The sequence below is a fragment of the Actinoalloteichus sp. GBA129-24 genome, assembly GCF_001941645.1.
GTDB lineage: Bacteria > Actinomycetota > Actinomycetes > Mycobacteriales > Pseudonocardiaceae > Actinoalloteichus_A > Actinoalloteichus_A fjordicus.
Map to the genome: position 1 here is coordinate 1,574,653 of NZ_CP016077.1, position 17,086 is coordinate 1,591,738.

A 17,086-nucleotide genomic window follows, 5' to 3' on the forward strand; every position below is an offset into this window, starting at 1 on the left:
GCCCGGTGCGATGCCCGGCCTCGTGCCGGTGCCTCGGTTCCGGTTCGGGAGGAGACGGTGGCCGGAGTCAGCGGCGTCGCGCCGTGGGGCCGCGCCTGCCCCGCGCGTTCCAACACCCGGTGTGCCAGTGCCGACGATCCTCGACGCCGCCGTGATCCTCGGCGGGCCAGGCGACGACGTGTGAGATGCCCGCTCTGATCTCGTGATCGCAGCCGGGGCACCGATATATCTTGGCCGCCTGAGCGCCCGGAACGGTGCGGACCAGCCAGTCGCCGTCGGGTGCCGCCACCCGATGGGCGGATCCGAGGGTCGCCCCGATGGTGCGGGACTCGCTCGATGCTGCGGCGGAGCCCGCACGGCGGGGTTGGTTACGGCGTGGCACGGGGGCACAGGCTAGCCGTTCCGCCGATGAGGTCGGTGACCAGCGCGCCGGGGGCACGCGATTCGGCGAGACACACGTCACTGCCGCCGTCCCCTGCTCACGTCGTCGGGAGGGCCGTCGCCGCCCGGTGCGTGCGCAACGGCTCCGGCGACCGGCGGGGGCCGGGTGAGGCTGCCTGGCCTGCGGCGTCGGGCAGTATCGACGGCGATGAGTACTCCCATTCGATCGAGCACCGTGCTGCCCGGCAGGCGGACGGCGATCACTCTGCGCACCGCCGACGGCCTCAGCCTCGTCGGCGAGCTGGCGCTGCCTGCGGATCGACCCCCGCGGGCGACGCTGTTATGCCTGCATCCGCTGCCCACCCACGGCGGGATGATGGATTCGCAGCTCTACCGCAAGGCCGCCTGGCGACTGCCCGCACTGGCCGATCTGGCCGTGCTGCGCTTCAACACGCGCGGGACCGCGAGTGCAGCGGGGCGCAGCGAGGGCGAGTTCGATCACGGCAGACGGGAAGGCCTCGACGTCGCCGCAGCCGTGGCCTGGGCCCTCCGCCACGAGCTGCCCGACATCTGGGCACTGGGCTGGTCGTTCGGCGCGGATCTCGCCCTGATGTACGGCCTCGATCCGGCAGTACGCGGCGCCGTGCTGCTGTCGCCGCCGTTGCGCTTCAGCGGTCCGGAGCATCTCCAGGCCTGGGCGAGCTGGGGCAGGCCCCTGCACGCCCTGGTGCCCGAGCTGGACGATTATCTGCGGCCCGCCGAGGCACGGGAACGACTTGCGGTCGTACCCCAGGCCGAGGTGACCGCGTATCCGGGCGCCCGCCACCTCTGGGTCGGCCGCGCGGATGAGGTTCTCGACGGAGTCGTCTCGATCGTGGCGCCGACGGTACCGACACCGCTGCCGCGCAGCTGGGACGGTCCGTGCGAGTCGGTGCACTTCGCCGTCCACCGGGGCTGAGCCCACTGGGGCGGTGCCGGGGGCCTGCGGCGCAGGCCGACTCACTCGACGCCGCTCGGCGGCCCGGTCTGCGGCGGACGCATCGCCGGAGTCCCACGGTGTCCGATCAGGTGATCGCCGTGCCTGCCCGTGGCGACGGGCCGTCTGGTGAGCACAGGCACCGGGGCAGGACTCGCCGTCGGCCCGCCACCGCCGAACCGGCCTCCTTCCGGCGTTGCGACCGGCCGCCCGAGGCCACCCGCCGGTCGTCGGTGCCCGTCGGTCTTCACCCCGCGCCCTCGCCCGGTACGTCGCGATGGCACGACGACAGTGGAACCAAGTGCCATCACCGAACCTGCTCGGGCCACCGGGGCGCGCCTGCCGTGTCCGGGCCGTCCGATCACGACACCGGGACGGCGAAACCGACGCACCCCACCCGGACCTCGCCGACACACGGTATGAGGTCTCGGTCGTGTCGTTGCAGCGTGCTGCCGGTCTTTCTCGATGAGACGCAGGCGAGCCCGCCGGCAGGATGGCTCTCATGTCCACAGCTGCCGATCACCGCCTGCCCTTGGTCCTTCTGCACGCCTACCCGCTCGACTCGCGGATGTGGGACGACGTCCGTGCCGCGTTGTCGGCGGAGGTCCGACTGATCACCCCGGACCAACGCGGGCTGGGGACCGCACCGCTCGCCGAGGAGGACGCCGAGACGCCCGCTCCCGACCTCGCGGTCGTCGCCGCCGACGTGGTCGCCCTGCTGGACCGGCTTGGGATCGAGCGAGCGATCGTCGGCGGGGCCTCGATGGGCGGCTACGCCGCGATGGCGCTCCTGCGACTGGCACCGGAACGGGTCGCGGGTCTGCTGCTGGTCGACACGAAGTCGGAGGCCGACCAGGAGGCGCCGCGCGCGGCACGCCTCGACGCGGCCGCGCGGGCGGAGACCGAGGGAACCGCCGACTGGATCGCCGCCGCGATGCTGCCCAAACTCGCGGCCGCCTCGACCCATCAGACCCGCCCGGCGGTCGTCGACCGGCTCCGGAGGCTGATCGAGGAGCAGCCTGCCGCCGGGGTCGCCTGGGCGCAGCGTGCGATGGCCGTCCGCCCGGACTCCACCGCAGTGCTGCGGGACTCCGGGCTGCCGACGCTGATCGTGGTCGGCGAGCAGGACGAACTCTCCCCGCCCGACGGGGCGCGGCGGTTGGTGGAGCTGCTCCCGCACGGGCGGTTGGAGATCGTTCCGGATGCGGGGCATCTGGTGCCGATGGAGGCCCCGACCGCGTTCCTCGCCGCAGTGCTCCCGTGGCTGGCCGAGCGGCGGGGCCGATGACTCGGCCCCGCCGCAGACGCCTCAGTGCCGGTCTTCGGTCCCGCGCCGTCGTGCGCGGGGATCGGCGTGGCTGTGCTGCACGGCGACCGGAGGAAGCCACGGCGGTGTCATGGTGACCGACGACTACGCCGCAGATCGCCGCGCTGGCCCTGCGCAACAGGAAAGTGGGGATTAAAGACAGGCTCTCAGGTCTGGCTGCGGTCGGGACGAGGCAGCGTGGCGGTTGCCTGCTCTTCCTGATGCTGACTGAAGGGGGCGGCAGCCGACCCGTTCTCGTCGGTTCGTCCCGACGACTCGGCGGCGGGCTCGCCGGTCCGCTCGGGTTCGACGCCCACCGGCTCCTGAATCCGGGTGCCGCCGCCGACCGAGGACTCCGACCAGCGAAGCGTGATCTCCTGACCTGCGGGCGGGCCCGGCGCCGGCGTCGCCGCGGCGTCCGACAGCTCGGTCTCGTTCGACGACGCCGCGCCGTCGGTGCGCAGTATCTCGGTGGACTCCGCGTTCACCGTCGGCTTCGCGAGGATGGTCGTGTACCCGCCCGCACTCGGCTCGGAGTCGGCACCCTTGCTAGGGCGCCCGGAGCTCGCGGAGAGCGGGCCGTCGGGCAGCCTGAGCTGCTGGGTGGGCGGGTCGAAGCCGGGCGCCGCGGCGGGCGGGGCCGAGGGAGCCTGGCTCGGCTGCTGTTGGGCGGCCTGCTGGTTCTGCGGCTGCTGCTGCGGGGCGGGCGGCGGTGGGGCGAAGTGCGGCCACGGTGCGTCCGCCTCCTCCTCGAACCGCTGGATCAGCGGCAGCGACTCGGCGAGCAGGCCGTTGATCGCCCTGACCTGATCGGAGAGCCGGGCGCGGTGCTTGCGCAGGGTCTCGACCTGGTTCTGTGCCTTGCTGACCCGACGGTTGGACTCCTCGGTGGCCTCGCGGACGCGGCGATGCGACTCGCCCGTGGCCTCCTGAAGTCGCCGGTTCGCCTCATGGGTCGCCTCGCGCACGCGGCGCTCCGCCTCGGCCTTGCTGTGCGCCTCCTGCTCGGCCAGTGCCCGCATCGCGTCGGTCCGGCGGGCGGACATCGCGATCTCGAAGTCCTCGTCGACCTTGACCCGGCGGGCGTCCGCCTCGTCGTCTGCGGCCTTCCTGGCGCGGTCGGCGTCGGCGACCAGCCTGGTCGCCTCGTTCCTCGCCTCCGTCACTGTGCGTTCCGCCTCGCGGTTCGCGTTCTCCAGGACGGTGCGGTGCTCCGACTCCATCTCCTGACGCCGATTCTCATTCTCGGTGATCAGGCGATCGTAATGATTGCGAAGCTCGGCGATCTCGGCCTCGGACTTGGCCTTGACCTCGGCGACGTCGGACTCCGCGCGGGCGCGGATGTCGTTGGCCTCCTCCTGAGCGAGGCGCAGCATCCGCTGCAGCCGTTCGCTCATTCCCTCGAGGCTGGTCGGAGGCTGGCTCAGTCGCTCCACCTGAGCGTGCAGCGTCTCGACCTCGGCGCGGGTGCCCTCCAGCTGCCTGGCCAGGTCGGTGGCCTGCGAGAGAGCCGCGTTGCGGTCGGCTGCCAGGATGCGCAGGTCGGTGTCTAGTCGCTCCAGATGTTCGTCGACCTGGGCACGGTTGTAGCCGCCGCGCCGGACTGTCTCGAAGCCGGAGCCCAACGGGAGAAGATCACGGTCGTCAGCGAGGCCCATGGTTGTCACGCTACCTGCCCAGTACGGTGAATCAGGGTTGACTCTTGGTCAATGTCTACCCGGATTTCGCGATTCTGCTCACCATGTCCGCCGACCTGTTGACGAGACGCGGTTCGGGTTGCCGTTTCGGCGCTCGCGCGTTAGTCGAACTCGACGCGATCGCACGATACGGTCCACAGTGGATGCAGAGAGTGATCCTTTCGGGCGTACCGGCCCCGTCTGCCGTCGGTGACCCTTCGTTCGGGGTGCGGTCGGGACGAGGCGACGACGGCGAGTGTGGACAAGGCTTGGCGGCGCGAGACGGCGATCTGCGGCTGCGGCCCGCCGCCTGCGCCCCGAGGTAGCGGCCACCCCGCCTTCCACGATCGTGGGAGTGAACCGCCCGATGTGGTGACGTTGATCTGCGCAGCGTCAACCCCTGCTGGCGGCGGCGACCCCCGTGGCGGCGAGCCGCGTGGGTACGACTAGCCACAGCGTCCCGGCGGCGCACGCAGGAATGCGTCAACCGGGCGGCGGTCCGTTCCTCGCCGCCGGTCGTCGTCCCGGCGTCTCCTTCGGTCGCGCGGAGCGGCGCGGATCTCGAAAGGGCGCGTCAGGCCTCGGGATCGTGGGCCGCCTCGACCTGGTCCGCGGGCTGGACGAGTTCGACGAGCACGCCTCCCGCGTCCTTGGGATGCACGAAGTTGACCAGGCTGTTCGACGTCCCTCGGCGCGCCGTCTCGTAGAGGACTCGGAGCCCCTTCGCGCGCAGGAGCTCCGCGACGGCGGCGACGTCGGTCACCCGGTAGGCCAACTGCTGGAGCCCGGGACCGCTGCGTTCGAGGAACTTCGCGATGGGCGACTCCGCCGTCAGCGGGGCGAGAAGCTGCACCGCAGTGCCCTCGCCGTCGTCGCCGGGAGCCCGCAGCATCGCCTCCCGCACGCCCTGGGCCTCGTTGACCTCCTGGTGCACCGAAGTGAGGCCGAAATGCTCTCGATGGAAGGCGATGGCGACGTCCAGATCGGGGACCGCGATCCCGACGTGATCGATCGCCGTGACGTAGGACGAGATCTCGCTGTGCATGGTCACCCAGCTTAATGACGCCCGACCGGGGAACCGAGCCCGCGAAGGGGGTGTCGTCTGCTGCTCAGGGGGGCGGATCGGGATGTCGGCAGGACGGCCCACCGTTCGGCCGCGCCGTCCTGCGACCGCCGGTCGATTTCGCGTCCCGCTCCTCGCGGCGGCTCGCGCTCGTGTCGCGGGTGAGCAGGCGAACTCGGCGTCGGCCGGGGTCGATCCGATCGTGACCTGGAGATCGGGCCGAGGTGTACCTGTCGCACCCGCACCACGGGCGCGAGTGAACTACGGTTCCGCCGTGACCTTCTCGATCGTTGCCAGAGACTCGACGACCGGTGAGCTGGGCGCCGCGGTGGCGGGCTGCGTGCTCGCGATCGGGGCCAGGGCGATCGTCGTGGAACCGGGGGTGGCGGCCGTCGCGGTGCTGGCGGCGGGCGGCACCGCCGAGCAGCGGCTGATCATCGACCAGATCGCGGCCGGGGTGAACCCGGAGCAGGCCGTCACGATCGTCGAACCGGGTCCCGAGGTGCAGTGTGGCGCTGTCGGCAAGGACGGCGCAGGCAGCTGGACCGGCGGAGAGACGCCCGCTCACGCGACCGGCCTCGCGGAGGAGCACTACGCCGTGCAGGGCAACCTCTTGGCGTTGCCGAGCGTGTGCGAGGCGATGTCCGAGACGTTCCTGGACACCACCGGTCCGCTGGCGCGGCGGCTGCTGGCCGCCCTGCGCGCCGGGCAGCAGGCAGGCGGCGACGTCCGAGGCCAGCAGTCGGCGGGCCTGGTGGTCCGCAGCGCGGACGGCGCCGAGGTGCTCCCGCTGGACCTGCGAGTCGACGATCACCGGGACCCGCTGCGCGAACTGAGCAGGCTGCTCGACGTGCATCGCGCCCACGATCTGCTCGCCTCCAACGCCAACCGGCTGCACGAGGACGCCGATCTGGCGCGGCGGCTCGTCGAGGCGGCCGAACGCATACCCGGCGATGCGCTGCTCACCGGCTGGGCTGCGGTCGGGGCGGTGACCCACGACTTCGCGGAGGCCCCGATCCTGGCTGCGGCGGCGGATCTGCTCTCGCCCACCTTTCCCGCCTGGTGCGCACACCAGGCCTCGCTCGGCGGGCCGCTGACTCCTGCCTGGCGGAGCCTCGGCGCCGTCGGCTGACGTCGCGAGCCGCCGGGCTCGGCAGCCACGTCGGCCGCCCGCACGCACCCGGTCGCGTCGGCTGCACCCGGTCGCGTCGTCGCCACCGGAGCCGCCCGCCTGCCTGCCGGTTCCGGCACGGTCGGTGTGATCTCCGTCGGATGGCGGGCGATCGCGCGCCCGGATCTGGCTGCGTCGGTCCTGTCTGGGGCGGCCGGTCCTGCCTGGGGCGCGCTGCCGTTGGTCTGCGACCGAACCGAGCCGATACCCCGAACTGCGCCTTCCGTGTGATCCGGCTTCGCGCCGAGAACGCCTGCCGCTCGGCCCGACCGTAGGACCTGGGCAGCGTCGATTCGGCGGCCGTCGTCGCATCGCAGCCCGCTGCCCGACGGGCACCTGCGCAGTGGTACGGCGGATCGAATGCGGCATCGGGACGATCTCGCGGACAGGGACTCCGATGATCTGGTAGAGCCGGGTAGGGTCCGAGCAGAGCCGATGTCACCGCATCCCGCTCGCCGAACTCTCCCCCACACGCAAGGAGACAGTCGTGACCGGTTCCGTCATCGTCGCCGGGGCTAGGACGCCGATCGGCCGCCTGCTCGGATCGCTCAAGGACTTCTCCGCCGCCGAACTCGGCGGCGTCGCCGTGAAGGCGGCCCTCGACCGGGCGCGGGTGACTCCCGACCAGGTGCAGTACGTCATCATGGGCCAGGTCCTCACCGCCGGTGCGGGACAGATCCCGGCGCGGCAGGCCGCCGCAGCAGCGGGCATCCCGATGACCGTGCCCGCGCTGACCGTGAACAAGGTCTGCCTGTCCGGTCTGAACGCCATCGCCCTGGCCGACCAGCTCATCCGGGCGGGTGAATGTGACGTGATCGTGGCGGGCGGCCAGGAGTCGATGAGCCAGGCGCCCCACCTGCTGCCGGGATCGCGGTCGGGCTTCAAGTTCGGTGACGTCCAGCTCGTCGACCACATGGCGCACGACGGGTTGTTCTGCGCGTTCGACCAGGTCGCGATGGGTCTCTCCACCGAGAAGCACAACGCTCGCCACGAGCTGACCAGGGACGAGCAGGACGCCTTCGCCGCCCGGTCCCACCAGACCGCCGAGGCCGCCGCGCGGCGCGGGGTGTTCGCCGAGGAGATCGTTCCGGTGGAGATCCCGCAGCGTAAGGGCGGCGCGGTGGTCTTCGACGCCGACGAGGGCATTCGGGGCGACACCACCGTCGACACGCTGGCGCGGCTCCGACCTGCGTTCGCCGCCGACGGCACCATCACCGCAGGCTCCTCGTCGCAGATCTCCGACGGCGCCGCCGCCGTCGTGGTGATGAGCAAGGCCAAGGCTGAGGAACTCGGACTGGAGTGGATCGCCGAGATCGGCGCGCACGGCATGGTCGCCGGTCCGGACACCAGCCTCCAGGAACAGCCGTCGAACGCCATCGCGGCGGCGTGCTCGAAGGCGGGCATCGCCCCGAACGACCTCGACCTGGTGGAGATCAACGAGGCCTTCGCGGCCGTCGGCGTCGTGTCGAGCCGGGCGCTGGGAGTGCCTGCCGACCGCGTCAACGTCAACGGCGGTGCCATCGCGCTCGGCCATCCGATCGGGATGTCCGGGGCGCGGCTCGTCCTGCATCTCGCCTTGGAACTGCGCAGGCGCGGGGGCGGCGTCGGTGCGGCGGGCCTGTGCGGTGGCGGCGGCCAGGGCGACGCGCTGCTCCTGCGCGTGCCGAAGGCGTAGGCGTCTCATGGTGCGCGGAATGACGGTGTCCGAGCTGGTACGGCGGGCCAGGGACGGACAGCCTCGAGCGTTGGGCAGACTGATCTCGCTGGTGGAGGACGGGAGTCCCGCGCTGGCCGAGGTGGCTGCCGCCCTCGCCCCCCACACCGGCGGGGCGCAGGTCGTCGGACTGACCGGGCCGCCGGGAGTGGGCAAGTCCACCTCGACATCGGCACTGGTCAAGGCGCTGCGCGCCTCGGGACGGCGGGTCGGGGTGCTCGCGGTCGACCCCTCGTCGCCGTTCTCCGGAGGTGCGTTGCTCGGCGACCGGGTGCGGATGCAGGAGCATGCGACCGACGACGGCGTCTTCATCCGGTCGATGGCCACCCGAGGACATCTGGGCGGGCTGGCGTGGTCGACCCCGCAGGCCCTTCGGGTGCTCGACGCGGCGGGCTTCGACGTGGTGCTCATCGAGACGGTCGGCGTCGGGCAGTCGGAGGTGGACGTCGTCTCGCTGGCCGACACGACGTTGGTACTGCTGGCTCCCGGCATGGGCGACGGCATCCAGGCGGCCAAGGCGGGCATCCTCGAGGTCGCCGACGTGTTCGTGGTGAACAAGGCCGATCGGGAGGGCGCCGACCAGACGGTGCGCGAGTTGAAGTACATGATCTCGCTGGGCAGGCGGGAGAAGGAGGGGCCGAGCTGGCGGACCCCGATCGTGCGCACCGTCGCGGCCAAGAGCGAGGGTGTGGACGAGGTCGTCGCGGCCATCACCGACCATCGGGACTGGATGGTCGAGCACGGCGAGCTGGACGCGCGGCGGGTGCGCCGGGCGGAGAACGAGATCCAGGCCGTCACGGCTGCCCGGCTGCGCGCCGAGATGGGCGAACTGCGGGGCGGAGTCGCCCTGGAGAAGCTGGCCAGGCGGGTCGTCGACGGCCGCAGCGATCCCTATTCGGCCGCCGAGGAGCTGATCACGGAGCTGCGGGGCTGAGCGGTGCCCTCGGCAGCTCGGCCGCGTAGCGCGGCTGTCGACGGTTCAGCCTGCGATCGGCACGGCTCGCCGCGGTCAGGACGGTGGTGGACAGCGCCTGCCTCACTCCTCCTCCGGTGACGGCCGGGCTGAGGCCGATCCCGGTCGGAAGGCGGGGCCGAGGCTGTCCAGTGGGTCTGCCGTCGTGATCAGCGGATCGGTCAGCGCGAAAGTCCGGGCCGGCCCAGGGCCGGTCGCCTGGGTCTCGAACCGGACCGTCACCCGACCCACGCCCGCTCCCTGCACCCAGCCGTGCCCGAACTCGGGATGCGACACGTCGTCGCCTGCCCGCCGGGTGACGGCCGCTCCCGGCGGGACGGCGACCGGCCTGCCGCCCGGATGGTGGTCGCCCGACGCCGCCGAGTCCTGGGTGACGACCTCCGACGTCGCGCCCGTCTCTGTCGAGTCATGACGGTCCGCCTGCCCGGCAGGCCGGACGGGCTCGGCCCTGGCGGACACGTCGGCGACGGTCACGTCGGGCGGCTCGGCATCGTCGGGTCCCGGCTCCCATTCCACCCCCGACGGCGCAGGCACCGCCGAGCCGCCGAAGGTCCGACGTGTCGTCGGGCTGACCGGCTCGAACAGCGGCTCCTGCTCTCCCGTGCTGAGTCCGGACAGGGAGACGCCCACCAGCCGCACCTGGGTCCCGAACGGCACCGCGAGTCGGATCAGCCGCAGCGCCATCGCGGTCAGCGTCCCTCGATCGGTCGTGGCGGCGTTGATCGTCTCGGAGCGGCTGATGGTTGTGAAGTCGGCGTCGCGCACCTTCACCGTCACGGTGCGGGCGGCGCGGTGCGCCTTGACCAGCCGGGTGTGCGCCGCCTCGGCCATCGACCGCGCCTCGTCCGCGAGCTGTGCCGGATCGGTCAGGTTCTCGTCGAACGTCGTCTCCGCGCTGACCTGCTTGGTCTCCGCCCGCTCCGCGACCGGGCGACTGTCCCGCCCCTGGGCGAGCGCGTGCAACTCGGTGCCAATCGCCTGACCGAGCAGGGCGGTGACGTCCCCGAGGTCCAGCGCGGCGAACTCGCCGAGTGTCCGCACGCCGATGCGGTGCAGCTTCGCCTCGGAGACCGGGCCGATGCCCCATAGCGCACGCACCGGCAGGTCCCGCAGCGTGGCGCGCTCCCCGCCGGGCGGGACGACCAGCAGTCCGTCCGGCTTGGCGAGATCGGAGGCGATCTTGGCCATGGTCTTGCCGCTCGCCGCGCCGACCGAGGCGACGAGCCCCAACTCGCCTCGGATGCGGTCTCGCAGCGCGCGCACGGCCGCCTCAACCTCGGCCGCCGTCGCTCCCTGGAGGTCCGGCGGCTCGGTGAAGGCCTCGTCGAGCGAGATCCGCTCCAGCACCGGGGAGAAGTCGCGGAGCAGCGCGAAGACGCGTTCGCTGGCGGCGCTGTACACCGCGAACCTCGGCGGCAGCACCGTGGCGACCGGGCAGAGTCTGCGAGCCTGGGCCATCGGCATCGCCGAGCGCGCGCCGTACCGCCGCGACTCGTAGCTCGCCCCGGCGACCGTGCCGCGCGGGCCCGGCCCGCCGACCAGCACGGCCCGGCCGCGCAGGGTGGGTCGGGTGAGCTGTTCGACGGCGGCGAAGAACGCGTCCATGTCGATATGCAGCACCCACCGCGTCACCCGGTCATTCAAGCCCGTCGGGCTGACGGTCGCGGTCAGCACGCTCCCGTCCTGCGGGTGACTTCCCGTCCCGGACCGGACGGACCCCTTCGAGAGGGGGTCGCTCGGCGGGGTGAGTGCCGTTCTACAGTGGCGAGCGCGTCGAGGTGCGCAGGTGCGACGGACGTCCGCAGCCGGGCACGCTCGGCGGTCGTCTTCGCGGCGCGGCTCGGACGACGCCTCGAGATCCGCCGCTCGAGATCCGCCGATCGATGGAGGAAGACCGTGTTCGCCACGATAGCCGCCCGATTCCGCCTCGTCGCCGTCGCGGAGGCACTGTCGTGGACGGGTCTGCTGATCGGCATGTTCTTCAAGTACGTCGTGGTCAACACCGAGATCGGCGTGGAGGTCTTCGGCCCGATCCATGGCGCGTTCTTCGTCCTCTACGTCGCCTCCGTGGTGCTGGTCCGACGTGAGCTGAAGTGGGACACGAAGACGACGGTGTGGGCGCTGATCGCCAGTGTGCCGCCTCTGGGCACGGTCGTCTTCGAGCGGTGGGCGCGACGGACCGGGCGCCTCGGTGAGCAGACTCCGCAGCAGGCGGCCTCGGTCGCGAGCTGAGTCAAGGCGTCACCCGGCGCCGGTGGCGCCCCGCCGACCACGTCGGCAGGGCGCCTGCTCGCGGCTCAGGCCTCGCCGTCGGCGTCGAAGTCGCCCGCGGCCAGCCGGACCTTGGCGAGCAGCCCGGTGAGCTGCGTCAGTTCGGCGTCGTCCAACCCGGTCAGACCGAAGTGCACCTCGGTGACGGCGCTGGTGGCCGCCTGCATCCGCTCACGGCCGGTCTCGGTGATGGCGACCAGCGTGGTACGGCGATCGGTGGGGTGCGGGGTTCGTTTGACCAGGTCGTCCTTCTCCAGTCGGTCCACGATGTTGGTCACGCTGGTGGGGTGTAGTTGGAGTCGCTCGCCCATGACGCGCATGGGCAGCGCTCCCTGGCGGGAGAACGACAGCAGCACGAGGGCCTCGTACCGCGCGAAGGTCAGGTTGAGCGGGCGCAGCGCCGCGTCGGCGGCGGACTGAAGGATCTGCTGGACCCGCATCACGCTGGTCACCGCGGCCATCGTGCTCGACGAGCCGATGCGGTCGGACCAGAGTCGAGCCGCACGGGCGATGGGGTCGAACGGAAGTGGTCGGTGGCCGGTCATGAGGATCGACGCTAGCAGCGTCCGAACCCTGCCAGCGTGACGGCCGTACCGACGGGTAGCTCTAGTGGCGGTGTAGGCCCTGGCTCGGCGACTCGCGAACTCGACACGCCGAGCCACGGCGTGTCGTTCGGGGTGGTCAGGCACGGCGTGTCCGGTGTCGCACCCGTTCACGCCACGGGCGCCCGGCGAGATCATCGTCCGGTGCGGGTGTACTCGGGCGGGTGCGACGCGATCTACTCGGGCAGTCCGGGTACGGGCGTCACCGGATGGTGGCGACGGGTCGAGTCCCGGCGGTGAGCGCCGCAGCGCGGTGCGGAGAAGGAGAGTCACATGTTGATCGCATTCAGTGTCAGCCCGGCGGGCAGTGGTTCGGAGAGCGTCAGCGACGCCGTCGCCGACGCCGTGCGGATCGTCCGCGAGTCGGGTCTGCCCAACGAGACGAACGCGATGTTCACGCTGATCGAGGGGGAGTGGGACGAGGTGATGGACGTGGTGCGCCGGGCGACGGACGCGGTGCTGGCCGCTGCGCCGAGAGCGAGCCTGGTCATCAAGGCCGACATCCGACCAGGGCACGTCGGTCAGCTGCGGGCCAAGGTGGAGCGGGTGGAGGCGCGGCTCGCTCAGGACTGACGGCTCCTTGCAGGCGTCCGCCGGGCGGCGGCCTTCGGGAGGGTCTCTCGGCAGGGCCGCGTCTCGGCAGGCGACGTCTCTCCGCAGACCGCAGCATCGAAGGCGGTGACGGGGCGCCGAGGTCTCGATGGCCATCCGATAGTAGGACGTCCTACTATGGGGTCGTCGGCCACCGCCGACCGTCGGCCACTTTCGGGGAGACAGTCATGGAGCAGGACGGCACGTCGCGTCGCAGGGGGACCGAGGCGGGCAGCCAGGCAGAGGACACCGAGGCGGGCAGCCGAGCAGCGGACACTGCGGCGGGCAGCCCTGCGGAGCGCGCTGTGGCGGGCAGCCCCCTCGTGGGTTCTGCGGCAGGCAGCCCCGTGGCGGGCGCTGCTGCCGGCAGCCAGGGAGCGGACACCGGGACCGAGGCCCGACACCGGGAGGCCGAGGCGGGCCGTGAGCGGTGGGAGAAGCGCTACGCCGAGGCCGAGGCGGCGGGCCGCGTGCGCGACGCCGACTTCACCACCCTCTCCGGCTCACCGGTCGAGCCGCTGTACGGGCCTGCGCCGGGTGAGGAGCCGACCGGCTTCGAGCGGATCGGCTGGCCGGGGGAGTTCCCCTTCACCCGGGGCCTGCACCCGACGGGCTATCGCGGCAAGCCGTGGACCATCCGCCAGTTCGCGGGGTTCGGCAACGCCACCCAGACCAACGAGCGCTACAAGATGATCCTGGCGCAGGGCGGCGGCGGCCTGTCGGTCGCCTTCGACATGCCCACGCTGATGGGACACGACTCCGACGACGCCAAGTCGCTCGGCGAGGTCGGACACTGCGGGGTCGCCGTCGACTCCGCCGCCGACACGGACCTCCTCTTCGCCGACATCCCGCTCGACGAGGTCACGACCTCGATGACCATCTCCGGGCCTGCCGTGCCGGTGTTCTGCATGTATCTGGTGTCGGCCGAGCGGCAGGGCGCCGACATCCGCAGGCTCAACGGCACGCTTCAGACCGACATCTTCAAGGAGTACATCGCCCAGAAGGAGTGGCTGTTCTCCCCGGAGCCGCACCTGCGGCTCATCGGCGACCTCATGGAGTACTGCGCCGGGAACATCCCCGCCTACAAGCCCCTGTCGGTCTCGGGCTACCACATCCGCGAGGCCGGGGCGACGGCCGCGCAGGAGCTCGCGTTCACCCTCGCGGACGGGTTCGGCTACGTCGAGCTGGGCCTGTCCCGAGGCCTGGACGTCGATGCCTTCGCCCCCGGCCTGAGCTTCTTCTTCGACGCCCACATCGACTTCTTCGAGGAGATCGCGAAGTTCCGGGCCGCCCGCCGGATCTGGGCGCGCTGGTTGCGCGACGTCTACGGCGCGAAGACGGCGAAGGCGCAGTCGCTGCGATTCCACACCCAGACGGCGGGGGTGTCGCTGACCGCGCAGCAGCCGGACAACAACATCGTGCGCACCGCAGTGGAGGCCATGGCGGCCGTGCTCGGCGGCACGAACTCCCTGCACACCAACGCGCTGGACGAGGTGCTCGCCCTGCCGAGCGAGAAGTCGGCGCAGATCGCGCTGCGCACCCAACAGGTGATCGCCGAGGAGACCGGGGTCATGAACGTCGCCGACCCGCTGGGCGGTTCCTGGTACGTCGAGGCGCTCACCGACCGCATTGAGGCCGAGGCCGAGCGGGTGTTCGAGCACATCGGCGACCTCGCCGCGATCGCGGTGCCCTCGGGACGGCATCCCATCGGCAAGATGACCTCCGGCATCCTGCGTGGCATCGAGGACGGCTGGTTCACCGGCGAGATCGCCGACTCGGCGTTCGCCTACCAGCAGGCCGTCGAGAAGGGCGAGAAGCAGGTGGTCGGCGTCAACCGGCATACCGGCTCCATCTCTGACGAGTTGGAGATCCTGCGGGTCAGCCACGAGGTGGAGCGCGAGCAGAACCGGATTCTCGGCGAGCGCCGCGCGGCCAGGGACACGCCCGCCGTCGACCGCGCGCTGGCCGATCTCGTGCAGGCCGCGCGCGGGACGGGGAACATGATCGAACCGATGCTGGCCGCCGTCCGGGTGGAGGCCACGCTCGGCGAGATCTGTGACGCGCTGCGCGCCGAATGGGGCGTCTACACCGAGCCCGCACGCTTCTGACCACGCTCGTCGAGCCGGTGTGCTGCGAGCTTCTTCGCGATCTCTGCCACCGGCTCGGCGAGGCTGCGGCCGTTCGTGTCAGGATGGTGAATGTGACGAGGCCAGACCCACGTAAGACCGCCGCCCTGTCCGCCGCCCTGTCCGGCGCGCTGGATCTCTCCGCGCTCAAGGCCAGGGCCGAGTCCACGCGTCCCGGCGCCCGGCCCGCAGGCGCCGCACCTGCGGCGACGCCCGGTGCGGGCAGTGGAGCGGGTGTCGCAGGAAACGGCGGCGATGCCACCGACTCTCCGTACGTCGTCCATGTCACCGAGGCCGAGTTCCAGGCACAGGTCGTCGATCGGTCGATGCAGGTTCCGGTCATCGTCGACCTGTGGGCCACCTGGTGTGAGCCGTGCAAGCAGCTGTCGCCGGTCCTGGAGAAGCTGGCCGCCGAGGGCAAGGGCACGTTCATCCTGGCCAAGGTCGACGTGGACGCCAATCCGCGGATCGCCCAGGTGTTCGGCGTCCAGTCCGTGCCCACCGTGGTGGCCATCGCGGGCGGCCAGCCGGTCGACGCCTTCTCGGGTGTTCAGCCGGAGCCGCAGCTGCGCCAGTGGATCAGCCAGCTGCTCGACGCGCTGCGGGACAAGCTGCCCGGGATCGCCGCCGCCGAGGCCGCGGGCCCGGACGCCGCCGAACCGGAGGAGCCCGCCGAGGACCCGAGGATCGTCGAGGCGGAGGACGCGGTCGAGCGCGGCGACTACGCCGAGGCAGAAGCCGCCTATCAGCGCATCCTCGACGTGGAACCCGCGAACGAGGACGTCAAGGCCGCGCTGATCCAGGTGCGCTTCCTGGCGAGGGCCGAGAACGTCGACCGATCTGCGGTGGCCAGGGCCGATGCCGCACCGGACGACATCGACGCCCAGCTTGCCGCCGCGGATGCCGAGGTGGCCGACCAGGACGCGGAGGCGGCCTTCAAACGCCTGATCGAGACGGTGCGTCGCTCCGCAGGAGACGACCGCAACCGAGTGCGCAGCCACCTGGTGGAGCTGTTCGAGCTGTATCCGGTCGGCGACGAGCGAGTGATCGCCGCCCGCCGTGCGCTGGCCAACGCGCTGTACTGACCTGAGTCGGGTGTCGCCGCGAGGCCCCGCGCCCCTTTCCACGGCGCGGGGTCGCCGCGCGGGCTCCGGTCGATCAGCGCTGTTAGGGTCGACCGCGTGACGGCCCGGCCCACCAAGACGCTTCGCATCACCACGCGCAACGCCGCCTTCCAGCAGTGGCAGGCCCTGGTGACGAATCGGAACAAGCGTCAGCGGCTGGGGGAGTTCCTCGTTCAAGGCGTGCGGCCGATCAGCATCGCCGTGCAGCAGCAGTGGCCGCTGCGATCGCTGCTGCGGGTCTCGGGACGACTGTCCGCCTGGGCGACGGAGATCCTGGCCACCGCCCCCGTCGCGCTGGTCCAAGAACTCTCCCCGGAGCTGATGGCCGAGCTGGGGCAGAAGGACGACAAGCCGCCGGAGCTCATCGCGGTGGCCGAGATCCCCGCCGACGACCTGACGCGAATCCCCGTCCGACCGGACATGCTCGTCGTCGCCTTCGACCGGCCGACCAGTCCCGGCAACCTCGGCACGGTGATCCGCTCCGCCGACGCGCTGGGTGCCTGCGGGGTGCTGATCACCGGGCATGCCGCGGACCTCTACGACCCGAAGACCATCCGGGCCACCACGGGCTCCTTCTTCGCGATGCCCGCCGTGCGGGTCGCCGCAGGCGAACACGCCGCAGCCTGGGTGGACCAGGTGCGGGCGGGCGGCATTGAGCTGCGCGTGATCGGGACGAGCGAGGACGGTGCACACGAGATCGCCGACGCGGAGCTGCGCGGCCCGACGATGCTGGTCATCGGCAACGAGACCACCGGGATGAGCACCGCATGGGCCGCCCGCTGTGACGAGCTGGTCCGCATCCCGATGGTCGGCTCGGCCAGTTCTCTCAACGCCGCCGCCTCGGCCTCCATCGCCCTGTACGAGGCCGCCCGGCAGCGGCGGGCCCCCGAGGCCGGCTGAGGCTGCCTGCGGCTCCGGCGGTGACGGGCCGGACGTGCCTGCGCCTGCCTCGCCTGCCGCCGAGCCCACGGTGGATCACGCCGCTGATCGACCACACTCGCCCGGCTTGTCGCATGGGGCCGCGACGTCCGAGGCAGGCCGCTGCCGAGCTCATGATCCGACATCGCCCCGTCAGCGACCTCGCCGCCGTCGGAGAACCGGGCAGGGGCTCG

At 71.8% G+C, this 17,086-nt stretch carries 15 protein-coding genes; 10 read left to right on the plus strand and 5 right to left on the minus strand.

Annotated elements, in window-relative coordinates:
• Positions 1–67: 67 nt before the first annotated feature.
• Positions 68–382: a hypothetical protein gene (locus tag UA75_RS07250; RefSeq protein WP_075739595.1), complete on the minus strand. Its 315-nt coding sequence runs from the start codon at positions 380–382 to the stop codon at positions 68–70.
• Positions 383–589: 207 nt separating this feature from the next.
• Between UA75_RS07250 and UA75_RS07255 the strand changes: the two genes are divergently transcribed.
• The gene (locus tag UA75_RS07255) at positions 590–1,339 is read left to right on the plus strand and encodes an alpha/beta hydrolase (RefSeq protein ID WP_075739596.1); all 750 of its coding nucleotides are present in this window, start codon (positions 590–592) and stop codon (positions 1,337–1,339) included.
• A gap of 520 nt (positions 1,340–1,859) precedes the next feature.
• Positions 1,860–2,645, plus strand: coding sequence for an alpha/beta fold hydrolase (locus UA75_RS07260; protein ID WP_157434042.1), 786 nt, complete (start codon positions 1,860–1,862; stop codon positions 2,643–2,645).
• 185 nt (positions 2,646–2,830) lie between these two features.
• On the opposite strand, the gene UA75_RS35065 is transcribed toward UA75_RS07260, so the two are convergent.
• Both UA75_RS35065 and mce read right to left on the minus strand, forming a co-directional pair.
• Positions 2,831–4,321 carry a hypothetical protein gene (locus tag UA75_RS35065; RefSeq protein ID WP_075739598.1) on the minus strand — a complete coding sequence of 497 codons (1,491 nt, stop codon included), beginning with the start codon at positions 4,319–4,321 and terminating at the stop codon, positions 2,831–2,833.
• Positions 4,322–4,913: 592 nt separating this feature from the next.
• Positions 4,914–5,384, minus strand: a complete 471-nt coding sequence (gene mce / locus UA75_RS07270; RefSeq protein ID WP_075739599.1) for a methylmalonyl-CoA epimerase — start codon at positions 5,382–5,384, stop codon at positions 4,914–4,916.
• A gap of 292 nt (positions 5,385–5,676) precedes the next feature.
• On the opposite strand from mce, the gene UA75_RS07275 reads away from it, so the two are divergent.
• From UA75_RS07275 to meaB, 3 genes are all read left to right on the plus strand, one after another.
• Positions 5,677–6,534 (plus strand): DUF1028 domain-containing protein, encoded by an 858-nt coding sequence (locus UA75_RS07275; protein WP_198042952.1) that lies wholly within the window; start codon positions 5,677–5,679, stop codon positions 6,532–6,534.
• 526 nt (positions 6,535–7,060) lie between these two features.
• Positions 7,061–8,248 (plus strand): acetyl-CoA C-acetyltransferase, encoded by a 1,188-nt coding sequence (locus UA75_RS07280; RefSeq protein ID WP_075739601.1) that lies wholly within the window; start codon positions 7,061–7,063, stop codon positions 8,246–8,248.
• 19 nt (positions 8,249–8,267) lie between these two features.
• Positions 8,268–9,221, plus strand: coding sequence for a methylmalonyl Co-A mutase-associated GTPase MeaB (gene meaB / locus UA75_RS07285; RefSeq protein ID WP_404799964.1), 954 nt, complete (start codon positions 8,268–8,270; stop codon positions 9,219–9,221).
• Positions 9,222–9,323: 102 nt separating this feature from the next.
• Here the strand turns inward: meaB and UA75_RS07290 are convergent, their stop codons facing one another.
• Complete coding sequence (locus UA75_RS07290; RefSeq protein WP_412459535.1) at positions 9,324–10,880, minus strand: DNA polymerase IV; 1,557 nt, start codon at positions 10,878–10,880, stop codon at positions 9,324–9,326.
• A gap of 276 nt (positions 10,881–11,156) precedes the next feature.
• Here UA75_RS07290 and UA75_RS34375 point away from each other — a divergent pair, with 276 nt between their 5' ends.
• Entirely contained in the window at positions 11,157–11,492 is a 336-nt protein-coding gene (locus UA75_RS34375; RefSeq protein WP_075743513.1) for a DUF3817 domain-containing protein, read from the plus strand.
• A 65-nt stretch (positions 11,493–11,557) separates the two neighbouring features.
• Here the strand turns inward: UA75_RS34375 and UA75_RS07300 are convergent, their stop codons facing one another.
• Entirely contained in the window at positions 11,558–12,076 is a 519-nt protein-coding gene (locus tag UA75_RS07300) for a MarR family winged helix-turn-helix transcriptional regulator (protein WP_075739603.1), read from the minus strand.
• A gap of 330 nt (positions 12,077–12,406) precedes the next feature.
• Between UA75_RS07300 and UA75_RS07305 the strand changes: the two genes are divergently transcribed.
• The 4 genes from UA75_RS07305 (at position 12,407) to UA75_RS07320 (ending at position 16,874) form a co-directional block, all read left to right on the plus strand.
• Positions 12,407–12,706, plus strand: a complete 300-nt coding sequence (locus UA75_RS07305; protein ID WP_075739604.1) for an MTH1187 family thiamine-binding protein — start codon at positions 12,407–12,409, stop codon at positions 12,704–12,706.
• 206 nt (positions 12,707–12,912) lie between these two features.
• Complete coding sequence (locus tag UA75_RS07310) at positions 12,913–14,832, plus strand: methylmalonyl-CoA mutase (RefSeq protein WP_232237664.1); 1,920 nt, start codon at positions 12,913–12,915, stop codon at positions 14,830–14,832.
• 83 nt (positions 14,833–14,915) lie between these two features.
• On the plus strand, positions 14,916–15,935 hold the full coding sequence (locus tag UA75_RS07315) for a tetratricopeptide repeat protein (RefSeq protein ID WP_198042953.1): 1,020 nt from the start codon (positions 14,916–14,918) through the stop codon (positions 15,933–15,935).
• Between the two features lie 96 nt (positions 15,936–16,031).
• Positions 16,032–16,874 carry a TrmH family RNA methyltransferase gene (locus tag UA75_RS07320; RefSeq protein ID WP_075739605.1) on the plus strand — a complete coding sequence of 281 codons (843 nt, stop codon included), beginning with the start codon at positions 16,032–16,034 and terminating at the stop codon, positions 16,872–16,874.
• Positions 16,875–17,086: the final 212 nt, after the last annotated feature.

What these genes read in the sequence shown, in the direction of transcription:
- UA75_RS07255 (WP_075739596.1), top strand. Translation starts at nt 590, where the DNA reads ATGAGTACTCCCATTCGATCGAGCACCGTGCTGCCCGGCAGGCGGACG.
- UA75_RS07260 (WP_157434042.1), top strand. Translation starts at nt 1,860, where the DNA reads ATGTCCACAGCTGCCGATCACCGCCTGCCCTTGGTCCTTCTGCACGCC.
- UA75_RS35065 (WP_075739598.1), bottom strand. Translation starts at nt 4,321, where the DNA reads ATGGGCCTCGCTGACGACCGTGATCTTCTCCCGTTGGGCTCCGGCTTC.
- mce (WP_075739599.1), bottom strand. Translation starts at nt 5,384, where the DNA reads ATGCACAGCGAGATCTCGTCCTACGTCACGGCGATCGATCACGTCGGG.
- meaB (WP_404799964.1), top strand. Translation starts at nt 8,268, where the DNA reads ATGACGGTGTCCGAGCTGGTACGGCGGGCCAGGGACGGACAGCCTCGA.
- UA75_RS07300 (WP_075739603.1), bottom strand. Translation starts at nt 12,076, where the DNA reads ATGACCGGCCACCGACCACTTCCGTTCGACCCCATCGCCCGTGCGGCT.
- UA75_RS07305 (WP_075739604.1), top strand. Translation starts at nt 12,407, where the DNA reads ATGTTGATCGCATTCAGTGTCAGCCCGGCGGGCAGTGGTTCGGAGAGC.
- UA75_RS07310 (WP_232237664.1), top strand. Translation starts at nt 12,913, where the DNA reads ATGGAGCAGGACGGCACGTCGCGTCGCAGGGGGACCGAGGCGGGCAGC.
- UA75_RS07315 (WP_198042953.1), top strand. Translation starts at nt 14,916, where the DNA reads ATGGTGAATGTGACGAGGCCAGACCCACGTAAGACCGCCGCCCTGTCC.